Here is a 19,581-nt window from a genome sequence, read left to right on the forward strand (position 1 = left end):
GGTTATCCTATGTGCTCAGTTGCGGTCTGTAGATCGCCACAGTTTTTGTCAATCCATGGTTTATTTGTCATATGGAGCCATCGAATTTCGGTGCCAGAGAGACGAATATGGCACGTGTTAGATTCGATTTGGTTCCAATAGAGATACTGAACGGTAGGACGTTGTATCTGAGCTTTCTCTCCATCTTCTCCAAATTTCTGGTAGGTCCTTTGTTGTAAATCGTCAAGTGGCTGTGGACTTTTAATCGAAGGGATTCCTGCGATGACGCCACCAGACAGCACCAGTATTAGATTTACAACAATACAAATGGAGACTACCCCAGCAATGACTGCTCGACCATGTTTCCAACTAAATTTATCATATATGATACCAACACCAATAGCCACTATGACAAGGCCGGGAATCAGGTCCGGATACGAATCATAGTCAACAAAAAAGACAATGAAGCCGAACCATACTGCAGCAACGGTAATCCACCACGTGTCCCGCCAATTGTAATCAGAAATCGAAAATAGGATTCCAATACCGCCGAGCAACACCGCTGGGGCAGCTACCCCAAAATACCTTCCTCCGCTTACCAACGCATCAATTAAACTGACATGTCCAGTATCAATAATAAATAACGTCAAAATCGCTTCCGTAATCATAGCGCTTGTGGCTCCCGATAAAACGATTGGAGCGACCATTATCGCAGTTAGTACCACACCTCCAGCAACAGCACGTGCCGCCCCACGAACCTTATCATGCTGATAGCTCAATACGACAGCGAGTATGGGAACGATTGCAGCCGCCTGATAGAAACCAACACAGGCTGCTGCTGCTCCACCACTTAGCATTGGGCGCTCTGTTCGAGCGCTATAAATCGACAGGAGTGCCGTGATCGTAACAAAGAACTTCGCCTTGAATCCATATGCAGGGAGATAGAAGAACCCCGGAAGGAGAAGAACGCTAACCCCCGAGATGAGGGCAGCACCTCGATCATTAGTGAGATCATGAACCAGAAGGGAAACGAGAAGACCTGAGCCAACGGCAGCAATGATCGTTATCATCACATTTAAGAGATGATGAACAAGAATATTCCCTCCCGAGAGAAGCGCAAGGAGAGCTGGTATCTCGTACGCCAGAGGCAATTTCACCTCCCAAATCTCGGTATACAACGTTCCTCCCTGTGCCATGTACCAGCCCGCGTATTGAAAAATTCCGCTGTCCGGACGGACCGGTAGACGACCCGGTTGCAGTACCACCATCACAAAAATAACTAAATGAAAAATAGTGAGCACAATTCCCACTGACAGCAGCCAGTGGCTAGCTATCCTATCTTTAATTTTTGATATTTTATTGGGAATATTTTCTAGAAAATGCAATTCTGATCACTTTTCGTATGTAGGAATTCGGTAGATTACTAATACATGTTGTGGTTGGTAGTGCTGCCCTACGTCTCTGTAATCGGGCAAGGCAGAATCTGGAGCCCCTTCGACGGATAGCAATCTAACGACAGTAGAGGCAATCGAGAGAGACAAGTTACAACCAGAACAATGGACCGCGGATTTTGTACCCACACAGCCCACAATCCATATAGCGACATACGATATATCTGTCCTGACGCGGGGAACTTTTTACCCATGACCGGGTAGCAGCCCCATGGTACGGAACGTCGCCGGGGAGATGCGCGATCTGGAGTCGGAGGATTTCTACTTGCTCTCGGGCGTCGAACACGGGATGCGGTTTAGCGAGTGGGTCGATCGGGAGACACTGACGGAGTACGCCAGATTGGACGACGAGGAGGTGACCCACCGGTTGGATCGATGCGAGCGTCGTGGGCTGATCGAACGCAAGACGATGCAGTATCAGGGCTTTCGGCTCACGTTCGAGGGATACGACATCCTCGCGTTGCACACGCTGGTCGAGCGTGGCACGATTGAGGGCTTTGGCGCGCCACTGGGCGTTGGCAAGGAAAGCGACGTGTACGAGGTCAAATCATACAAAGCACTGGCGTTGAAATACCACCGCGAAGGCTACACGAACTTCCGTGAAGTCCAGCGCGAGCGCGAGTACACCGCCGACCACGAGCACGTATCCTGGCTCTACACCGCCAGGAAAGCCGCAGAACGCGAGTACGAGGCGCTCGAAACCGTCTACCCGACTGTGAGCGTCCCCCGGCCGATTGATCACAACCGCCACGCCATCGTGATGGAGAAATTCGACGGCGTCGAGCTCTCACGGGCCACAATCGATGACAATCAGGCCGTGGGCGTCTGTGATCTGATACTCTCCGAGCTCGCCGACGCCTACCAGGAAGGATTCGTGCACGCGGATATGAGCGAGTACAACGTTGCTGTCGCCGAATCTGGTGTGCTGTTGTTCGACTGGCCACAGGCGGTGCCAACGACCCACGAAAACGCAGACGAGTTCCTCGAACGAGACGTTCGTAATCTCGTGGGCTATTTCAAGCGAAAACATCCAAGCGAGTTCGAGGAGACGCCGGCAGACGAGCTCGCAGCTGCGTTGCGAGCGGATTCGTTCGAATCGATCAAGACGTTCTGGTGAGGTCGGTTCAGACTGGCGTCGGGAGATCGCCACGAATCCAGGCCACAAGCTCTGTGGCCCGTTCCTGGGACGTAGCCTCCGCGTAGATCCGGATGAGCGGCTCCGTTCCGCTTGGTCTGACGAGGACCCAGCCATCGTCGAAATCCAGGCGGTAGCCGTCCGTGGTGTCGAGGCTCGCATCGGCATCGCGGGCGGTCTCTTCGACCGTTTCGAGCAAGCGCTCGCGTTCGACATCCGAATCGTAGTGGAGGTTCCGTCGAACGTTCTCGTAGCCGCTGTGCTCGGTGATAATTTCGCTTGCTGGCCGCTCTGCCACCAGCTCGCAAAAGCGCGCTGCCGTGTAGGCTCCATCGCGAGAGAGCCGATACTCCGGGAAGAGAATCCCGCCGTTGCCCTCACCAGCGATTGGGACGGTTTCGTCCTCGGCCGTGAGCGCCTGGATTCGCGTGACGATGTTGGTGCTCCCGATCGGCGTCCGTTCGAGCGTGCCATCAACGTCTTCGACCACATCGACGAGTCGCTGTGAGACGTTCACCGCAGAGACGCTCGTATCGCCCGATTCGAGTTCTGCGGCCGCCAGCGCCGCGAACGCTGCGTCGCCTTCGATGTGATTGCCCCGTTCGTCCACGAAAATCGCACGGTCTGCATCACCGTCGTGGGCGATCCCCAGGTCCGCATCAGAGGCCCCAACGAGCCGTCTGAGCGCGCTGAGATTCTCCGCGACTGGCTCGGGGTCGCGACCCGGGAACTGCCCGTCTGGCTGGGCGTTGACTGTCACGACCGAACAGCCGAGTTCGCGAAACAGCTCCGGAGAGGTCATCGAACCAGCGCCGTGGCCGGGATCGATCGCCACTGTCAGCCCCGCGTTGGCGATTTTCTCCCGATCGACGGCCCCAATCACGGCCTCAATATACTCTCTGTCTGCGCTTTCGATCCGGGTACGAGTGCCTGTGTGGTCCCACGACACGGCTTCAAAGCGCTCGGTCAGCAGTCGGTCCTCGATCTGCTCTAGCGTCTCGCGCACCAGCTCAACCCCGTCAGCGCCGATGAGCTTGATGCCGTTGTACTCCGGCGGGTTGTGACTCGCCGTCACGACGAGTGCTGGCACGCCATTTCGCTCGGCGTAGGCCTGGACCGCCGGCGTGGGCAAGATTCCGAGATCGTCAACGTCACAACCGACGCTTGCGAGCCCGCTTGCCGCACTATCACTGAACAGTTCCCCCGTTTTGCGTGTATCACGCCCCAGCGCGACCCGATCGTGTCCCATCGCCGTGAACACGGAGCCGGCTGCCATCGCGGCGCGACTGACGAACGCTGGGGTTAACTCCTCGTTGGCAACCCCCCGAACGCCACTCGATCCGAACACCTTCATCACTGGCCCCTAGGAGAGGGGTGCAAAAAACTCTCGCGAACTGGTCGTACACCCTATGTCGCTATATAGAGTTGGATCAAGCAGCCCCAGAGATCAGGCGTTTGGGTAGAGTTCTCATGTATGACTGAGATAGAAATCGCCATCACCAGTGCCACGGTGTCGGGTGTGGGTGGAAAACTCGTTCTGAAAATCACTCAAGGCCCAGTTCAAGCTTCAGCGCGCTATCGACCTCTCGCATGATCGACGCCGGAAGCCGTCCGGCGACGAACTGGATGCGTTCGGCAATATCGACCGTCCGAATCTGATCGAGCCGAATCGACGAATCCTCCTCAAAATCGCTCTCAGCAGCCGTGGCCAACACTTCAAACGGAAAGCCGTGGTGGGTAGTCGTCGCGGGTGCGACGACGGTCGTATGCGCGTTGCGGTTGCCGACATCATTCTGGACGACCACGCACGGGCGGGTCATTTGCATCTCGTGACCGCGTGTCGGTTCTAGCGCGACGATAACGATGTCTCCACGTCGGACCTCCGGCGCGTTATTACTCATCGTTTCCGCCGTCAGCGTCGTAGCCTTCGACGCCCGGTGCAGGACCAAGCGACTCCCACGCCTCGTCGGAAACTTGTTCGAACTCACGAGTGATCTCGCGGGCAGACTCGGCCGCATTGCGGTAGGCCGCCGCAAGTTCGTCCTCATTCGGTTGATCCTCCGCAACCTCGACGATGGCGACGGTAATGCGCTTGTTCGCGTACTCCGTGCCAAGGTACAACCGTCCCCGGTCGTCAGCCTCCTTCGTGCGAATGTCGTCGACTTCGACGTTCATCTTCCTATTACCCATTATGGCCCACACGCTCTTAAATCTCTCCCACTATTGCCCATTACATCTAGAGGGGCAGGTTCCGCTTGGTATCGGTTACACTGGCGGGGATACAGGCCGACGTGAATTAGCGTCGCGTCCCAGTTGGACGGTAGCGCCTCGCTCTTGGGGGCCACACTGCCGTTGGTTGCAGAACCCGAGCTGGCAGTGCGCTCTCGGTTCTCGACAGTCCATGGGAAGCAAGCGAAACTGTGGACAGGTGCTGAAAGCCGATCGTTTACCGTTATCACGCCACCCAAAATCGTATTGGCAGTCCATCCTGACACACAATCAGAGCGCTGTCCGATGACCCACTCATTCCCGTTCTGAGCCCACTGCTGGGGGCCAGCAATGCTTTCCAGTGACCACGCTCGCGTTTGCTCTGTGATTACAGACCATAGCAAAACAAGACAGATGTCAGGACCAACGTTCATCGACGGCGACCGTATCGACCTCCAACCAGTTGACGAAGACGACATCGAATTCCTGCTCAAGGGAGTGAATCACCCGAAGGTGCGCCAGTACATCGGGGTATTCAGACGACCGTACAGCGAAACGCGCTACCGAGAGGAGTTGTGGCCAATTGACACCGACGACACGGGGGTTACGCTGCTTGCAGCCCCGAAATCGGGAGCGTTCGAGGGCAAACCCGTTGGCTCGGTGCAGCTGTATCCGCTGAACGAAGCCGATGGCTCTGCGAACTTCGGGGTCTGGTTCCACCCATCCGTGTGGGGAGACGGATACGCGCTCGAAGCGAGCGCCCAACTCATCGAGTACGGCTTCGAGCAGCTTCGATTGCATCGGATCTCGGCAACCACGATGGCCCCCAACGACGATGCCCGAACGCTCTGTAAACGACTCGGCTTCGTCCACGAGGGAACCGCAAGAGATGCACAGTTCGCCAACGGCGGCTATGTTGATGCCGAACGGTTTGGGCTGCTTGCCGATGCGTGGGCCGGCGTTGGGTCAGTGGTCGATAACGAATGCGCAGTAACGGAGGAGTAGGACTACGAATCAGCCGTAATCAGCCGATACACCCAGTACACACCCGCCAGGGTGATCGCCAACATTAGCAGCTCATCCAGCGGTGCCCAGAGTGATTGAAACAGGTCCATAAGAAGCGGATCGCCCGTTAGAAAGACACCCCACGAGAGCGCGCCAACCAGCAACAACACGACGGCGATCCAGTCGATTGCTGACCGAGGACGCATGTCTCCACTATCCACAGGCAGGACCGAAGGCGTTTCGACGAGATAAATCGATCTACACTCGTCAATTACTCCGGAAACACCACTGGAGCGGACGCTGGCACGGAGAGTTCTACCGACACACCACGGTCGAGTTGGCCCTGTCGGCCGTGCACCACAACCGAAATCGGATCGGTCGCCACGCCGTCAGACACCACCGTCAGCGTCGTTCGATCGCCCTGGAAATATCGCTCGGTCACCGTCCCCGTGAACTGTCCGTCATCAACGATCGATAGCGCTTCTGGGCGAATTGAGACCGTTACCGATCCCGTCATCTCACGCTCTATCGGAAGCGATACCGACCCATCACCATCAAGGGTTACGATCGCCCCGTCATCGGTCGGTGCTGCTGTTCCCGATAGCAGATTCGTATCACCGACGAAATCCGCAACGAACGCGTTGGCTGGCTCGCGATAGATTTCCTCGGGAGTGCCAACCTGTTCGATCCGACCGTCGTTCATCACGGCGATCCGATCAGAAAGCGTCATCGCCACCGATTGATCGTGCGTCACGTAGAAAAATCCGCCCGCCGTCTGTTCGTGAAGCGATCGCAGTTCTACCTGCATCTGCTGGCGGAGCTTCCGATCGAGCGATGAGAGGGGTTCATCGAGCAACAACACGCTCGGCTCGTTCACCAGCGCGCGAGCAAGTGCAACCCGCTGTTGTTGGCCACCGGACAACGCCGATGGCCGTCGATCGCCAAAGCCCTCGAGATCGACGAGCGATAAATACTCCTTGACCCGGTCGTCGATCGTCGCCGGATCGATACCCGATTGCTGTAAGCCGTAGCTCACGTTCTCTGCGACCGTCATGTGAGGAAACAGGGCGAGCTGCTGGAACACGAGATTCGTGTCCCGATGCTCCGGTGGAACGTCAGCCATCGATTCGCCTGCGATCCGAACGGACCCGGATGAGGGCTGCTCGAAGCCGCTGATCAACCGCAGCGTCGTTGTCTTCCCACAGCCAGACGGTCCCACCAGAGAAAAGAACTCACCCTGTCGAATCGTTAGATCGATATCGTCCACTGCGGTTACGTCACCGTACGTTTTGGTTACCCCAACGAGCGAAACCAGGGGATCACCGGTCGATCTGGTGGTGTCGGTCATTCTCAAGGGATATCAACGAACCTACTTGAATGTGATGGTGAACACACATTCGACGGTTGCCCCATATTGAGTCCTGTTAATTGAAATTATATTAGCAATCAGCCACAGGAATTATGCCATTGAAATACTGATACATACAGACCATGGCGGGAGCTACCAGCGACGGAACACGAACCACGTCTCGACGCCGGCTGCTAGAAATCGGCGGGGCCACAGGAGCAATCGCGTTGAGCGGGTGTCTGGCATCCGATCTGTTCGGTGGAACGAGCAGCGGTGGGGACCCAACGATTCACGTGTTAACCTGGGAGGAGTACGCGAACGACGACATCAAACGACGGATCGAAGAGACGGTAGGCGTCACACTCGAGATCACGAAATCCACCTCCTCGGCAAAGATGTTCAACCAGTGGAATCAGGGCGAGTACAAACAGTACGACATTGCGATTCCAAACAATAACTACGTCCCGAAGATGCTGGCTGCCACAAAAGATGGCAACCCAATGATCGCCCCGGTTGACCGCGACGTTGTCTCGAACCTCGATGGGATCTACGAGACGTTCACAGGGTTTGCTGAGAATCAGTTCACCAAGGACGGCTCGATGTATGGGGTGCCGATTCGGTTTGGCTGGTATGGCTACTCGTATGACTCGCGTACAGTTCCAGACCACGAAGAGAGCTACGAGATCCTCTTTTCGCCAACGTTCGAGGGGGTGGACCTCTCAAACCAGATCGTCATGTACGATAACCACTTCAAGGCAATGAGCGCGGCGGCACTCTATCTCGGCTTTCGTGATGCGTTTTCCGGCCCAAAAGTGACGCTCTCAGCGTCGCAAATCGAGGATGTCAAAACGACGATGATCGAGCAAAAGCCAACGCTCCAGGGCTACATTGCGGAGGATCCCCGATACATCAAGCAGTTCAAACAGGGGAACTTCCTGGTTGGCCAGTCCGGGCGAAACGAGATCGTCGAACTGTGGGACCAGGGAGCCGACTGGGCGACGATGGCCACCCCAAAAGAGGGCGCACTCGCCTGGTTCGAATCCGCAGTCGTCTCAGAAGCATCAGATTCGAAAACGAAGGCCTGGGAGGTGATCAACGAATACATCGGCGCGAAAAACGGGGCAACGCTGGCCAAAACCGGCTTTTCACCGAGCGTAAATCCAGAGACGAAATCGGAGCTCTCAAGCGAGGAAAACGATCGCTTTGGGGCGATCGATCCGTCTCGACTGGAGGGGATGGTGCCGTTCAAAACCGTCGAAAACGAGGGCGCCTGGCAGACGGCCTGGGAAGCAATCAAGGCTGCGTGATCGTATGACAAAAGAGCGTTCGCGGACGAAGCTGTGGCGACTGTTGTACACACCTCGCCGGAATCGATGGCTCACCGCCGGGCCGGCGGCGGTGTGGCTTGGGCTGTTGTTGCTCGCGCCGCTGACGTACATGGTCGTTGTGAGCTTCCTTACGGTCAGCGAGGAGACCTACCAGCTGGTCTGGTCACCAACGCTTGCGGGATACAGTTCGCTGTTCAGCGCAGATCCAATCTGGACGGCACCGTTCGTCGATGCGCTGTTGATTTCGGTGTTCGTGGCTGTTGTGACGACACTACTCTGTCTGGTGACTGCCTTTCCGGTTGCCTATCTGCTCGCTCGCAGGGAGGGTCTATGGGTGCGTGTGATCTTCTTTCTGGTGTTATTGCCGTTTTTCACCATGTATCTGGTGCGAGCGTACTCGTGGATGCTGGTGTTCGGAAAATCCGGGGTGTTGAACACAACCCTCGAGGCGCTCGGTCTCGTTGATGGACCAGTTGGGCTCTTTACGTTCGGACTGCCGGCGATCATCGTGGGATTGACCCACGCGTATTTCCCGTACATGTTGCTCTCTCTGTACGCGAGTCTCGACGGAATTGACATGGATCTGGTTGCGGTGGCCAGGGATCTCGGAGCAACTCGGGTGGCTGTCGTTCGGGACGTACTCGTTCCGCTAACCCTTCCGGGGATGGTCAGCGGCGGGCTGTTCGTCTTCGTTCCGACGCTTGGCGCGTTCGTCACGCCAGACATTCTTGGAGCAGGAAAGATCCAGATGATTGGTAATTTCATCGAGGGGCGGATCCTGGGCGCTGCTGATCTTGCGGCCGGGAGCGCCGCCGCGATGTTCATCGTGGTTGCGATCGTTCTGGTGTTTGTAGTTGTTATCCAGGTCGTTGATCCCGAAGAGCTGGGGGCGGTCTGAGTGCGACGACGGCTTCATTCATTGTCGCAGTGGTGGCCCTCCCATGAACAGCGATCATCCAATGCGCTCTGGGCGGTCACGATCGTGATGATCGGATTTCTCTGGGTGCCCTTGCTGGTAATGATCATGCTGTCGGTTTCAGAGAATCCGAGCACGCTCATTCCGTTCGAGGGCGTCACCCTTGATCACATGCGCGCGGCGCTTGCCGATCGGTCGCTGCTGGTAGCGACGTTCCGGAGCGTTCAGATCGCCACGGTCGCCGCCGGGATTGCAACCGTTCTTGGCGTGCCCGCGAGCATTGCAATCGTTCGCCACCAGCTTCCGTTCGAAGGCACGTATCGCACTGGGCTCATTCTCCCGATGATCGTGCCGGGCATCGTGTTCGGCGTGGGGATGTTACTGTTCGTGCGCACGGTCGTTCCAGGCCTCGATACTGGTGTATTCGCCGTGATTTTGACCCACAGCGTCTACGGATTGCCGTTCGTAGTACTGATCGTAACGGCACGACTCTACGGCTTCGACGAAACGCTCGAAGAGAGTGCGCGGGATCTGGGTGCTGGGCCGCTTTCTGTCTTCCGGGAGATCACGCTGCCGATTATCGCCCCGGCCGTCGGCGCGGGGTTTCTGTTCGCGTGGATCCGGTCGTTCGAGGATTTCATTCGCGCGTTTTTCGTTCGCGGGACCACAGATCTGCTCACCACATCGATGTATTCGATGATTGAATACGGCGCTGCACCGAAGATGAACGCGATCTCTACCATCATTCTTCTCGTGGTGGCAGTTGCGCTGGCGATTGCGATGAATGTCGGAGCCGTTACCGACCTCGTTGCTGGGACCGAAACGGAGTGATCACCATCGATCTGCTCACCCCAATCGGTATGACTGGCCGGCGCGCAGTTCGATCACGTCCCCATGTCCAGATCAGCAGTTCGACTCGAACCAGTCGATAACGAGACAGTAGAGCACGCCACAGCGCTGCTTTCGGACGCCGGATTGCCCACCCAGGACATTCGTGGAGCTCCTGACTGGTTGTATATGGCACATAGCAATGGCCGCCGTATTGGTGTCGGGGGGATTCAGTCAGTCGATGGGTACGGACTGGTTCGCTCAGTGGTTATCGAGCCAGCCGTCCGTGGCCAGGGATACGGCAGTGCGCTCTGTCAGGCACTCGAACGCCGTGGGACAGAGCGGGGAATTGAGGAGTTGTATCTGCTCACCACCACGGCAGCGACGTTTTTCGAGGCGATCGGCTACGAAACCTGCGACAGATCAGCGGCCCCTCCTGCCATTCAGAAGACGGATCAGTTCGACGCACTCTGTCCGGCGACGGCGAGCTGTCTCCGGAAATCGATTGCCCACGGGAAATCATGAACAACAGTGCCCACTGCTCTCAGATCCGTTCGGCGTTGATTTTCACATCGTAGCTGTCAACGGCTGCTGGGTCGTCGCCGTTGAACAGTGTCTTGAACAGCCACTCTTCGCCAGCACCCAGATCGGTCGTGTTAGCCATTCCATCACCGATCAGCTCGTCATCGGCGTCTCGATAGTGGATTTTGATTTCGGCGTAGTCGATCATCGTATCGGCGTTGTTGACGATCGTTCCGCGAACGCCAGCGGAGTAGTCATTCGTGAAAAAGTTGTGTTCGAGCAGTTCCAGCTGGTTTGCGGGATGGGGCGTCTGTTGGTCGGTTGCCACCGGAGTAGAAGTGATGGAATCTGGTTGAGCGGTGTATTCTAGCGCTTCGTCGCTATCATAGCTAGCGTCATCAGTGGATTCATCCGTCGAAAACGACCGAAAATTATCCCACACCGACGCAAAGCTAGACTCCATCGAGCCAAGACAGCCGCTGAGTGACACGCTAAGACCCACTGGAACCGACACACGGAGGAACTGGCGTCTGTCCATTGTCACGTATGTGTTGTGTTGATTGGACAATAATGGTTTCTATGTAGATAGTTCGATGTTGCTAAAACGGGATCACCACCCCACTGAGATGGGTGACCCTTGCTCTAGCCACCGACCACATCGAGCTTTTCGGGTTACTCACTGGCGGTGATTCTGGCCAGTGCTGGGTGCTGGTCTTCGAGGCCGGTCGGACAGCCCAGACTGCGATAGCGCCCGTAGGAATCGAGCAGGTCAATCAGCCCATCGGCTGCGCTCGCACAGCCTGGTCGATCGATCGTTTCGAGCGGTGATTTTGGATCAGACGGGGGAAAGGTAAGCTGGTGGATTTCGCCAGTTCTCGTTTCGTGGTATCTAACTTTTGCACCCGTATCGAAGGTCACTGCGACGACGGTTTCCCCCGTTGCGCGATAGCGCGTGATTCGCTCGATCCCAGGCAGATGTTCGTAGGCAGTTCGTTCGCTCGCGAGATCGGCCATTGTGAGGATCTGTTCGATTCTGGTTGCGTGTGGGCAGCTGGTGGATTGGCATGGACGGCACCAGGTTCCCTGACCAATGTCCACCACGTGATAGAGCTCCGCCTCAGAGAGCTCATCGCGTGAATCGACGGTCGAGAGGTTCACGCAGTTGCGATCCTCGTCACGAAAGAGAAACAGCGGCAGCGTCATCGTTGCCCCCACAGCGGACAGCCCAGATGATGGTCGCGGTGGCCACGAAGGTGTCGGCGACAGACGACGCAGCTGTGGCTGTAGTAGTTCATCGAGCCGGTACAATTACGTTCGTTTGTGTTCTCCCATTGCATGGGTGATCTTCCGTTTGAGAGCCCAGCGTCGGGTGTCCTTACCACCCGGCGCATTCAACACGAACGCGCAACGCCTCCGCAGCGCACCTGTGCTCTCGTGTTGCAATGCCTTCCCGATTGCATATAAAGTTATTTTGGAATAAACGTGAAAGACTGTTAGAGCAACAGCTCTCAGCACACCATTTCTAAAACCACCCTACCGCTTTGAGCCTAGGTTGAAAGGAGCTCCGTAAACCGGTTCGTGTCCTCATCAGTGCCGGCAATGATGAGCGTATCGCCGGCCTGAATGCGAAAGTCCGGCGGGAGCGTCGTAATGACAGCATCGTTGCGCTCGACGGCGACGACGGTACAGCCGGTTCGGGTTCGCACGTTGGCGTCCGCCAGCGTGTAGCCGGCCAGCCGTGGTGCGCTCGTTCGGATGATCTCTACCTGCGTATCGAGCGAAACCACCTCTTCGTCTTCGAGAATGGTTGATGCGAGCATCCGACCGGTAACAGTTCCAAGCGAGAGCACATACTCCGCGCCGGCGCGATACATCTTCGCCATTGCTTCGGACTCCTCGGCGCGGGCAATCACCTCAACGGAGGGATCGAGATCTCGAATGACGAGCGTGACGTACTGTGCGACCGTGTCGTCCGGTAGTGCGAGAATCACCGACTGGGCATCGTCTACGTCTGCCCCAGTCAGCACGTCGGGATCGGTGGCATCACCCACAACATCAACGCCCGGTTTGTCCTCCGTATCGATGGTTGTATACGGCAATCCTGCACCAGCGAGCGCGCTGACCGCACTCTCACCGACCTCATCGTAGCCGACAACGACGGTTTTTCCGCGTTCATGGCGACGAACGTCGGATAGCGTCAACTCTTTGAGCTGTTCGAGCTGGTCGTGGCGTCCCGCCAGCAACAAAATTGTTCCTCGTCGCAACACCGTACTGGGTGCTGGTGGCGTCTCGAACTCGCCGTGATACCACGCGCCGATGACGTTTACGCCAACGCGTTCGCGAATCGTGCTTTCGGCGAGCGTCCGACCGATCAACTCGCTGTGTTGCTGGATCGGTAACTCGACGATGTCGAACGCCTCATCAAGGTCAACAGCGTCGTCGAGATTAGTCGACACGCCGGTCGTCACCTTTGTTGCCAGCGATTCGCCGAGCAGCTCTCTTGGTGAGAGCACCTCATCAGCCCCCGCCAGCCGGTGATACGTCTCGCGTTCTGGCTCATCAACGACGCTGATCACTCGTACCCCATCCGCCGCCTCCTTTGCGGTGAGAACGATGCTCACATCCACGGCATCGGAGGTGTCCGTGACGACCGCGCGGGCTGAGCGAACCCGCGCCGCCGAAAACGCCTCAATGGACTCTGGATCGGCGTGAATAACGCTGTGGTCTCCTTCGTACAGCGTCGTTGCGAGCTCTCGATCCGGCTCAATGATGACGTACTCGAGTCCCCACGAGGTCAGCTCCGCGATCAACGTCTCAATCCGTGGGGTGTAGCCACAGATGATGACGTGATCGTCGACAGCTGATTCAATTGCAGTCGGCACCGTCACCGAGAGCGCCTCCTCGAACCACGGCACAATCAACACCGGAAGTGCAATGAAAATCAGTGCAACGCCGGCAATATCGATCACGCTCACGAAGATGAGCATCAGTGGCGTCGTCCAAGGACCATCGTTACCGTAGCCGGTGGTCGTGAACGTCTGGACGATCATATGAATCGATTCAAATATCGTTTGCGAGCGATCGCCCTCAAAATAGATCATTCCATAATGATACAAAAGCGTGAACCCCACCATTAACGACAGAATCAACACCAGATATTTTGACACGCGTCTGCGCCAGGTGCCCATAGCGGGCTATTCAGAAGATTCGCTGAAAACCGTTCTGATCAGCCCCGCTGCTTGCCGTTGGGGAGACTACCCACGACTGAGCCACAGCAGAACGACCGCGCCACAGAACAGAGAGAGCACGGTCCCAATCGGATAGCCATTGCCGATCGAGCTGTAGATCACATAGCCAGTCGCCCCGAGTAGTGTGGCCACGAGCACGGTAATCGACAGATGGACGGCAAGCAATCGCCGTGTTGGCGTCGCACGGCCGAGGGTACGAGCAAGATCGATTGTGTACAGATGGGTATCCCACGCGGCGATCGACAAGACCATTCCCGCGAGGATGGGTACCGGCCCAGCGCCAGCAGTTCCTGCCGCGAGGAGCCCGAGGAGCTGACAGACCGCACCGACGCCAGCGAGCACTCGACGACGGGTATGCGTTGCAGCCACCAGCGCCAAACCACCAACGAGCGCCACAATCGCCCCAAACCCGGTCGTGAGCACGACGCCGAGCGAAAAGACGCCGGTGAGAACGACACCAGCACGTGGTGGCCGATCGTCGAACGCGCTCATCGAGACCACCGACGGATTGCACGTTCGACGCTCACCTGGATCGGTTCATTCCGCCAGTCGATACACCGAATGCCGTCATTACGAAGCGAGCGCACACGTTCAGCGCGCTCGAGGGCAGCAATTGCAACTCGTGGATCGTCCGTTCCATCATCGATCGACAGGGTCGGATCGGGGCTTACAATTGTCGTGGGATAGCCATGTGCCGTCAGTCGTCTCCCAGCCAGTGCCGGATACGAATCGGCCAGTGGCGTACAGAGGACGACCTGTGCATCCGATGGGAGTCGATGTCGAAGCTGCTTGAGCATCGTTAACGGCAGATACGGCTCCGTGGGTGCCGTCGGTGAGAGCGCGGGGTGGGTGCCAAACAGTTTCCGGAGCTGACTGCGGTGATCGTCACCCGTACTGGGTTCAAGCCAGCAATCCGTTGGAGAGAGTGCACTGACACCGACGCGATTGGTCGTCCGTAACAGTCCTTCCGTGATGGCGTAAGCACCGTCAATGGCTCGCTCGATAGCCGGTTGGCCGTGGGGATCAGCGTTACAGTACGCCGGTGCGCGGGCATCGACCACCACGACCACGGTGGCTGCTCGCTCGCGAACGTATTCGATCGTGGAGAGCTCGCCAGTTCTGGCCGCCCGGTTCCAGTCGATGCGGCTCGGCGGATCTCCACGGCGATACTCACGAACGGCGTGAAACTCGGTGCCGCTCCCGCCGGTTTGTGTTGCAATTCGACCGGTCGATCCAACCGCCTGTCCGTACAGGGCACACTCGACGGGCTGGGGCGCGGTGGGAACACAGCTGACCGACGACTGGCCGGTTGCCGGAACGCGAAGCTGTCTGACGAGCGTTCCTGTCGCATTACCAATAGAAACCCAGCAGTCATCGAACTCGTGAACACCACGCTCTGCTGTGATCGTATACTCCGTCGTGACAGTGCCACCCGGAGCGAGTGGCCGACCCAGCCGCGGCGATCCATCGCTGACGGTGAGGGCGGGTGGGACACCATCGATCGTCCGACAGTCATAACAGATCGAATCGCTACGATTTGTAATCTGCAGCGTGACCGTCAACTCCTCGCCTGCTGTTGGGGTGTCAGTTGCCAGTGAGCGGCTGATTTCGATCGCGTGGTTCGGTTCACTGTCGATCCGGTCGGCAAAGGCGAATCCGACCGCAACGACGCCGGCAAGCACGAGCACCGGAGCGCTAGCCAGCACACCAGCTCCAATGCAACACAACGACACCCCAGCAATCCCATACCAGCGATTCGTCCGCTGTACGACGCCAGCACTAGCCATCGGTTCTCCCCCGTTCGATGCGCGCAGAGAGCGCAGCGATCGCACGGTTCAACCGATGCCGGTAAACATCATCGGGGGCTCGAATCGATGCGAGTCGCTCGGAAAGTGGCATTTCGACCGCATCGGGAGCGAAAAATGCCTGCGCCTGTGGATCGCTGCTCCAGGTTCCCGAATCAAGTCGTTCCTTCGCGCGTGTGCGCGAGTCACCATCATAGCGCACGAGCACGTCGATCGCCAGCTCGCGAACAGCGTTTCGCCCCTGCTTTTGAGCACGCCGCCGTGCTCGATACGACAGGCGTGGCTGATCGAACGCATCGATCTCGGTTTCCGGTGCTGGAACCCTGGCAACCTGCCGATGTTCAACGTCAGGAGCGGCCGACCGATTGCGATTGCGACCGTAGCGGGCGTGGGCGAGCAACATCGAAGCGAACAGGGCCACCAGCCCGATTGCAACCACCAGTTCTCGTGGACCAGCAATCCCCCCGAGAAGGGCAGGATTGAGGAGACCAAGCAGGCCGCCAAGAGAAACGAGTATCCCGACTGTCAGTAATCCTCGATTCATCGATCAGTCACCGTTCCGTTCTGGATCGTCGCCGTCGATTCGTCTGTGTGCGTCAATCGCCCGCTGTTCACGGGCTGAGGTCGCCGATTCGGTTCCATAGCGTGTTGCTTCGAACAGGTCAGTGAGCGTTTCGACAGCCGCCGGATCCATTCCCGCCTCAATGGCTGCCTCGGCAAACTCGCGTGGCGTCGTCGTTTCGAGCGGCAACGAAAGTTGCGTTGCCATCGACCGCCAGGCCTCGGTGATCGCATTCTCCGATGGCGTCTCCGGACTGTATTCCGCGACCGGTTGTTCGTCGGGCGTGCCGGTGATCGTCGACTCCGTGGGAGCGGTCGCCGATTGACCCGATGGTGTCGGAATGGTAAGCGAACCGAATCGGTCAGTGCCATACAGGATGAAAACGAGTGCACCTACCACGACGGCGAGCACCACCCCCGCGACGAGTAATGGCTCAGGCAGGACAGTTGCGCTCCCAGACCCACCACCCACACCACCAGTGCCACCGGGCGTTGTCGCCGTGGAACCTGGTGCTGGAGTTGGTCTCGTGAGCGACGAAGAGCCGCCGAACAAAAGAAGCACACCCACCACGACGACGGCGACGATCGCAATGGCAACAGGACCGAGCAGTGAACGGAGTCCCTCGCGATACAGCGTAATCGCTAGCAAACAGAGCCCCACGATGAGAAGGAGTCCAAAGACAGCTCCCAGGAGCTCATCGAGCACGGTGTTCGAGACATCGAACGTGAGAGACTCGTTATTTTGGGCCATCACTTGCTCGCTCGACGTTCCGTCTCCCTCACCCGGTGATCCTGGTGTCGCTGGCTGTTGTACCGTCGCCCCTGCGGCCGCTATCGTGAGCGCAAGGAGTGCGGCCAGCCCAATAGCGCGGAGACGGTCGCGATTCACACTCACACTGATAACTGCACCACTATGGATGTAACGACATGTCAACACCCAACATTCAAGGATCGATGGCACGGAGGTGAGCCATGCAGATTGGAGTGATCGCTGACGTTCACGCCAATCGACCGGCGCTCGAAGCCGTGCTAGAGGCAATGGGCCCTGTCGACCGGCTCCTCTGTGCGGGCGATATCGTCGGTTACAATCCATATCCAGCCTGGTGTGTGGATCGTGTGCAGGAATCGATGATCTGCGTGCAGGGAAATCACGACCGGCTGGTTGACGCCCCCGAACCGTATCGGTCGAATCGGATGGCGTATGCGGGGTTGTGCTACGCCCAGGAACAACTGCGTGAAAAACAGCTCCGCTGGCTCGATTCGTTGCCAGAAGAACGGACGCTGTTTGACGGCGCAATCCGAATGGTACACAGCCATCCAGTCAACAGGGATCAGTACGTCCGACCGGCACAGTTTTCCTCGCTCGAACCACACCTGGGATCAGAAGCCGTGCTCATCCTCGGACACACTCACATGCAACACACCGAACGCGTCGGCGAGACGCTCATTTGCAATCCCGGGAGCGTTGGCCAGCCACGCGATAGCGATCCACGCGCTGGATTTGCCGTGATCAACACCGACGATTTCTCGGTCACCACCCACCGCGTGGCCTACGATATCGACCGGGTGCAGAATGCAATCAAGGCTGCTGGGCTTCCTTCAGAAACTGGCGATCGACTCGAATCCGGGCGATAAACGCGGAGATATCACAGTTCATAACTGTTTACGATCGTTTCACATCGTTTCTCTCGGAGACTGATACGGCCACTGTACTCGGATGAACAAAAAAAGGTCTATGTGTACGGACCGAATCGATTATGATATTGGTAGAAGAATGTCGAGATATCAGTCTCCCGGGCGCGTGATCAGCCTGGTGATATTTTTAGGGCTATTCCTGCTCGGATCGGCTGTGGGTGTCGTGAGCAGTGCGCCATCAGCCGCCATCGATGACGTGTCGGTCGCGTCGGACTCGAGCGTCGAAACCGAGGCAAATGGAGCACACATTGCAGCCTGGAAAGGCCTGGGGGTGAACTCGACAGTGAACGGCGAGACGGGTGAGTACTACGTCTGTCTCAGCATTGGAAACGAGCTGCAAAAACAATCGATTAGCTGTAAGTCTATCCAGCAGTCAGGAGAAACCGAGTCAATCCGGTTTACTGAGCAGACACTTCCGAAAAATGTGAGCGAGAGCGAAACGCTCCGAATCGAACTCTACGCGAACGGGAGTTCCTCGACACCGATCGATACTGCCACACAGCAGGTGACAGTGCTCAAGAAGGGAAGTGACCCGGACGACGACGGGATAATCACTGGTGACGAACTGTCAAACGACGCTGATCCAATGCGGAAAGACACTGACAGCGATGGGCTCTCGGATTTTAAAGAGATTCGGGAATACAAGTCGAATCCAACCAAGAAGGACACTGACGGCGATGGGTTAAGCGACGGTGTCGAAGTCGAAGAGCCGTTTTCGGATCCGACAAAAAACGACACTGATGGAGACGGATTGAATGATACCGTCGAGATCAACAAACACCAGACGCATCCGAACAAGGTCGATACTGACGGTGACAACCTCACCGATTTCGCAGAGCTCAACGACCACCAGACGAATCCGACGAAACCCGACACCGATGATGATGGACTGGCCGACGACAAAGAGATCAGGATTGGTTCGAATCCGAAAGAAGCTGATTCCGACAACGACGGGCTCTCTGATGGGGAGGAGATGGATCACAGCACGAATCCGACAAAGCCCGACACCGATGGTGATGGTCTGAAGGACGGACCCGAAGTTCATAAACACAACACGGACCCAACCGAGGAGGACACCGATGGCGACGGGGTTGATGATCTCACCGAGCTCGAACGTGGCACGGATCCGAATCCACAGCCGTTCTATCTGTTTGCTCCGCTAGAAAATCCGGTGAAAACGGCGGTCACAGCACTCGCCGTACTCGTGATTGGGGTTGGCGGGCTCGTTTACAGACGCCGTGCCACAGAGAATACAGATCCCGTCGAACCAGCGCCACGCCCGAACGAGCCACTGAGCGAACCACCCGAACAACAGCCTGCCGAGCCACTAACCGATGCAGACCACATCCAGCAGCTGCTTGGCACACACGACGGGCGGATGCACCAGTCTGACATCGTCGAATCGACCGGCTGGTCGAAATCGAAAGTGAGCCGGCTACTCTCTCGGATGGAAGACAACGGCGAAATCAGCAAAATCAGCGTTGGGCGGGAGAACCTCATCACCCGGCCAGGTGATGAACCCACACACGCCGGCTCGACGTTCGAAGAGTGA

At 57.3% G+C, this 19,581-nt stretch carries 21 protein-coding genes; 8 read left to right on the forward strand and 13 right to left on the reverse strand.

Going from position 1 to position 19,581, the window contains the following annotated elements:
* Window positions 1-2: 2 nt before the first annotated feature.
* Window positions 3-1,364, reverse strand: a complete 1,362-nt coding sequence (locus JXQ78_RS07990; protein ID WP_330630247.1) for a DolP-mannose mannosyltransferase — start codon at window positions 1,362-1,364, stop codon at window positions 3-5.
* 277 nt (window positions 1,365-1,641) lie between these two features.
* On the opposite strand from JXQ78_RS07990, the gene JXQ78_RS07995 reads away from it, so the two are divergent.
* Window positions 1,642-2,547, forward strand: coding sequence for a serine/threonine-protein kinase RIO2 (locus tag JXQ78_RS07995; RefSeq protein ID WP_330630248.1), 906 nt, complete (start codon window positions 1,642-1,644; stop codon window positions 2,545-2,547).
* A gap of 7 nt (window positions 2,548-2,554) precedes the next feature.
* Here JXQ78_RS07995 and glmM read toward each other — a convergent pair whose 3' ends face one another.
* The 3 genes from glmM to JXQ78_RS08010 all read right to left on the reverse strand — a co-directional run bounded on the left by glmM (window position 2,555) and on the right by JXQ78_RS08010 (window position 4,740).
* The gene (glmM, locus tag JXQ78_RS08000) at window positions 2,555-3,919 is read right to left on the reverse strand and encodes a phosphoglucosamine mutase (protein WP_330630249.1); all 1,365 of its coding nucleotides are present in this window, start codon (window positions 3,917-3,919) and stop codon (window positions 2,555-2,557) included.
* A gap of 190 nt (window positions 3,920-4,109) precedes the next feature.
* Window positions 4,110-4,466 (reverse strand): type II toxin-antitoxin system PemK/MazF family toxin, encoded by a 357-nt coding sequence (locus JXQ78_RS08005; RefSeq protein WP_330630250.1) that lies wholly within the window; start codon window positions 4,464-4,466, stop codon window positions 4,110-4,112.
* Window positions 4,459-4,740, reverse strand: a complete 282-nt coding sequence (locus JXQ78_RS08010; RefSeq protein ID WP_330630251.1) for a hypothetical protein — start codon at window positions 4,738-4,740, stop codon at window positions 4,459-4,461. The genes JXQ78_RS08005 and JXQ78_RS08010 overlap by 8 nt, the downstream gene beginning before the upstream one ends.
* A 447-nt stretch (window positions 4,741-5,187) precedes the next feature.
* On the opposite strand from JXQ78_RS08010, the gene JXQ78_RS08015 reads away from it, so the two are divergent.
* Window positions 5,188-5,778, forward strand: coding sequence for a GNAT family N-acetyltransferase (locus JXQ78_RS08015; RefSeq protein WP_330630252.1), 591 nt, complete (start codon window positions 5,188-5,190; stop codon window positions 5,776-5,778).
* 2 nt (window positions 5,779-5,780) lie between these two features.
* Here JXQ78_RS08015 and JXQ78_RS08020 read toward each other — a convergent pair whose 3' ends face one another.
* Both JXQ78_RS08020 and JXQ78_RS08025 read right to left on the reverse strand, forming a co-directional pair.
* The gene (locus JXQ78_RS08020) at window positions 5,781-5,984 is read right to left on the reverse strand and encodes a hypothetical protein (protein WP_330630253.1); all 204 of its coding nucleotides are present in this window, start codon (window positions 5,982-5,984) and stop codon (window positions 5,781-5,783) included.
* 65 nt (window positions 5,985-6,049) lie between these two features.
* Window positions 6,050-7,126, reverse strand: a complete 1,077-nt coding sequence (locus JXQ78_RS08025) for an ABC transporter ATP-binding protein (protein ID WP_330630254.1) — start codon at window positions 7,124-7,126, stop codon at window positions 6,050-6,052.
* Window positions 7,127-7,269: 143 nt separating this feature from the next.
* Here JXQ78_RS08025 and JXQ78_RS08030 point away from each other — a divergent pair, with 143 nt between their 5' ends.
* The 4 genes from JXQ78_RS08030 to arsN2 all read left to right on the forward strand — a co-directional run bounded on the left by JXQ78_RS08030 (window position 7,270) and on the right by arsN2 (window position 10,723).
* A complete protein-coding gene (locus JXQ78_RS08030; RefSeq protein WP_330630255.1) occupies window positions 7,270-8,433 on the forward strand; it encodes an ABC transporter substrate-binding protein in 1,164 nt (387 codons plus the stop codon).
* A 4-nt stretch (window positions 8,434-8,437) separates the two neighbouring features.
* A complete protein-coding gene (locus JXQ78_RS08035) occupies window positions 8,438-9,352 on the forward strand; it encodes an ABC transporter permease (protein WP_330630256.1) in 915 nt (304 codons plus the stop codon).
* Complete coding sequence (locus JXQ78_RS08040) at window positions 9,353-10,201, forward strand: ABC transporter permease (protein ID WP_330630257.1); 849 nt, start codon at window positions 9,353-9,355, stop codon at window positions 10,199-10,201. It begins immediately after the preceding gene.
* A gap of 63 nt (window positions 10,202-10,264) precedes the next feature.
* Window positions 10,265-10,723: an arsenic resistance N-acetyltransferase ArsN2 gene (gene arsN2, locus JXQ78_RS08045; protein WP_330630258.1), complete on the forward strand. Its 459-nt coding sequence runs from the start codon at window positions 10,265-10,267 to the stop codon at window positions 10,721-10,723.
* Window positions 10,724-10,742: 19 nt separating this feature from the next.
* Here the strand turns inward: arsN2 and JXQ78_RS08050 are convergent, their stop codons facing one another.
* From JXQ78_RS08050 to JXQ78_RS08080, 7 genes are all read right to left on the reverse strand, one after another.
* Entirely contained in the window at window positions 10,743-11,258 is a 516-nt protein-coding gene (locus JXQ78_RS08050; RefSeq protein ID WP_330630259.1) for an FxLYD domain-containing protein, read from the reverse strand.
* Between the two features lie 134 nt (window positions 11,259-11,392).
* Window positions 11,393-11,923 (reverse strand): hypothetical protein, encoded by a 531-nt coding sequence (locus tag JXQ78_RS08055; protein WP_330630260.1) that lies wholly within the window; start codon window positions 11,921-11,923, stop codon window positions 11,393-11,395.
* 344 nt (window positions 11,924-12,267) lie between these two features.
* Window positions 12,268-13,908 carry a potassium channel family protein gene (locus tag JXQ78_RS08060; RefSeq protein WP_330630261.1) on the reverse strand — a complete coding sequence of 547 codons (1,641 nt, stop codon included), beginning with the start codon at window positions 13,906-13,908 and terminating at the stop codon, window positions 12,268-12,270.
* A 66-nt stretch (window positions 13,909-13,974) separates the two neighbouring features.
* Entirely contained in the window at window positions 13,975-14,460 is a 486-nt protein-coding gene (locus JXQ78_RS08065) for a DUF7519 family protein (RefSeq protein WP_330630262.1), read from the reverse strand.
* Window positions 14,457-15,755 (reverse strand): DUF58 domain-containing protein, encoded by a 1,299-nt coding sequence (locus tag JXQ78_RS08070; RefSeq protein WP_330630263.1) that lies wholly within the window; start codon window positions 15,753-15,755, stop codon window positions 14,457-14,459. The genes JXQ78_RS08065 and JXQ78_RS08070 overlap by 4 nt, the downstream gene beginning before the upstream one ends.
* Complete coding sequence (locus JXQ78_RS08075; protein ID WP_330630264.1) at window positions 15,748-16,317, reverse strand: DUF7269 family protein; 570 nt, start codon at window positions 16,315-16,317, stop codon at window positions 15,748-15,750. Before JXQ78_RS08075 ends, JXQ78_RS08070 begins: the two co-directional genes overlap by 8 nt.
* A 3-nt stretch (window positions 16,318-16,320) precedes the next feature.
* Window positions 16,321-17,229 (reverse strand): DUF4129 domain-containing protein, encoded by a 909-nt coding sequence (locus JXQ78_RS08080; RefSeq protein ID WP_330630265.1) that lies wholly within the window; start codon window positions 17,227-17,229, stop codon window positions 16,321-16,323.
* A 77-nt stretch (window positions 17,230-17,306) separates the two neighbouring features.
* Here JXQ78_RS08080 and JXQ78_RS08085 point away from each other — a divergent pair, with 77 nt between their 5' ends.
* Window positions 17,307-17,969 carry a metallophosphoesterase family protein gene (locus tag JXQ78_RS08085; RefSeq protein ID WP_330630266.1) on the forward strand — a complete coding sequence of 221 codons (663 nt, stop codon included), beginning with the start codon at window positions 17,307-17,309 and terminating at the stop codon, window positions 17,967-17,969.
* 214 nt (window positions 17,970-18,183) lie between these two features.
* Entirely contained in the window at window positions 18,184-19,581 is a 1,398-nt protein-coding gene (locus JXQ78_RS08090) for a helix-turn-helix transcriptional regulator (protein ID WP_330630267.1), read from the forward strand.

The sequence above is a fragment of the Halocatena halophila genome (assembly GCA_027563145.1).
In the GTDB taxonomy this organism is placed as follows: Archaea; Halobacteriota; Halobacteria; order Halobacteriales; family Haloarculaceae; genus Halocatena; species Halocatena halophila.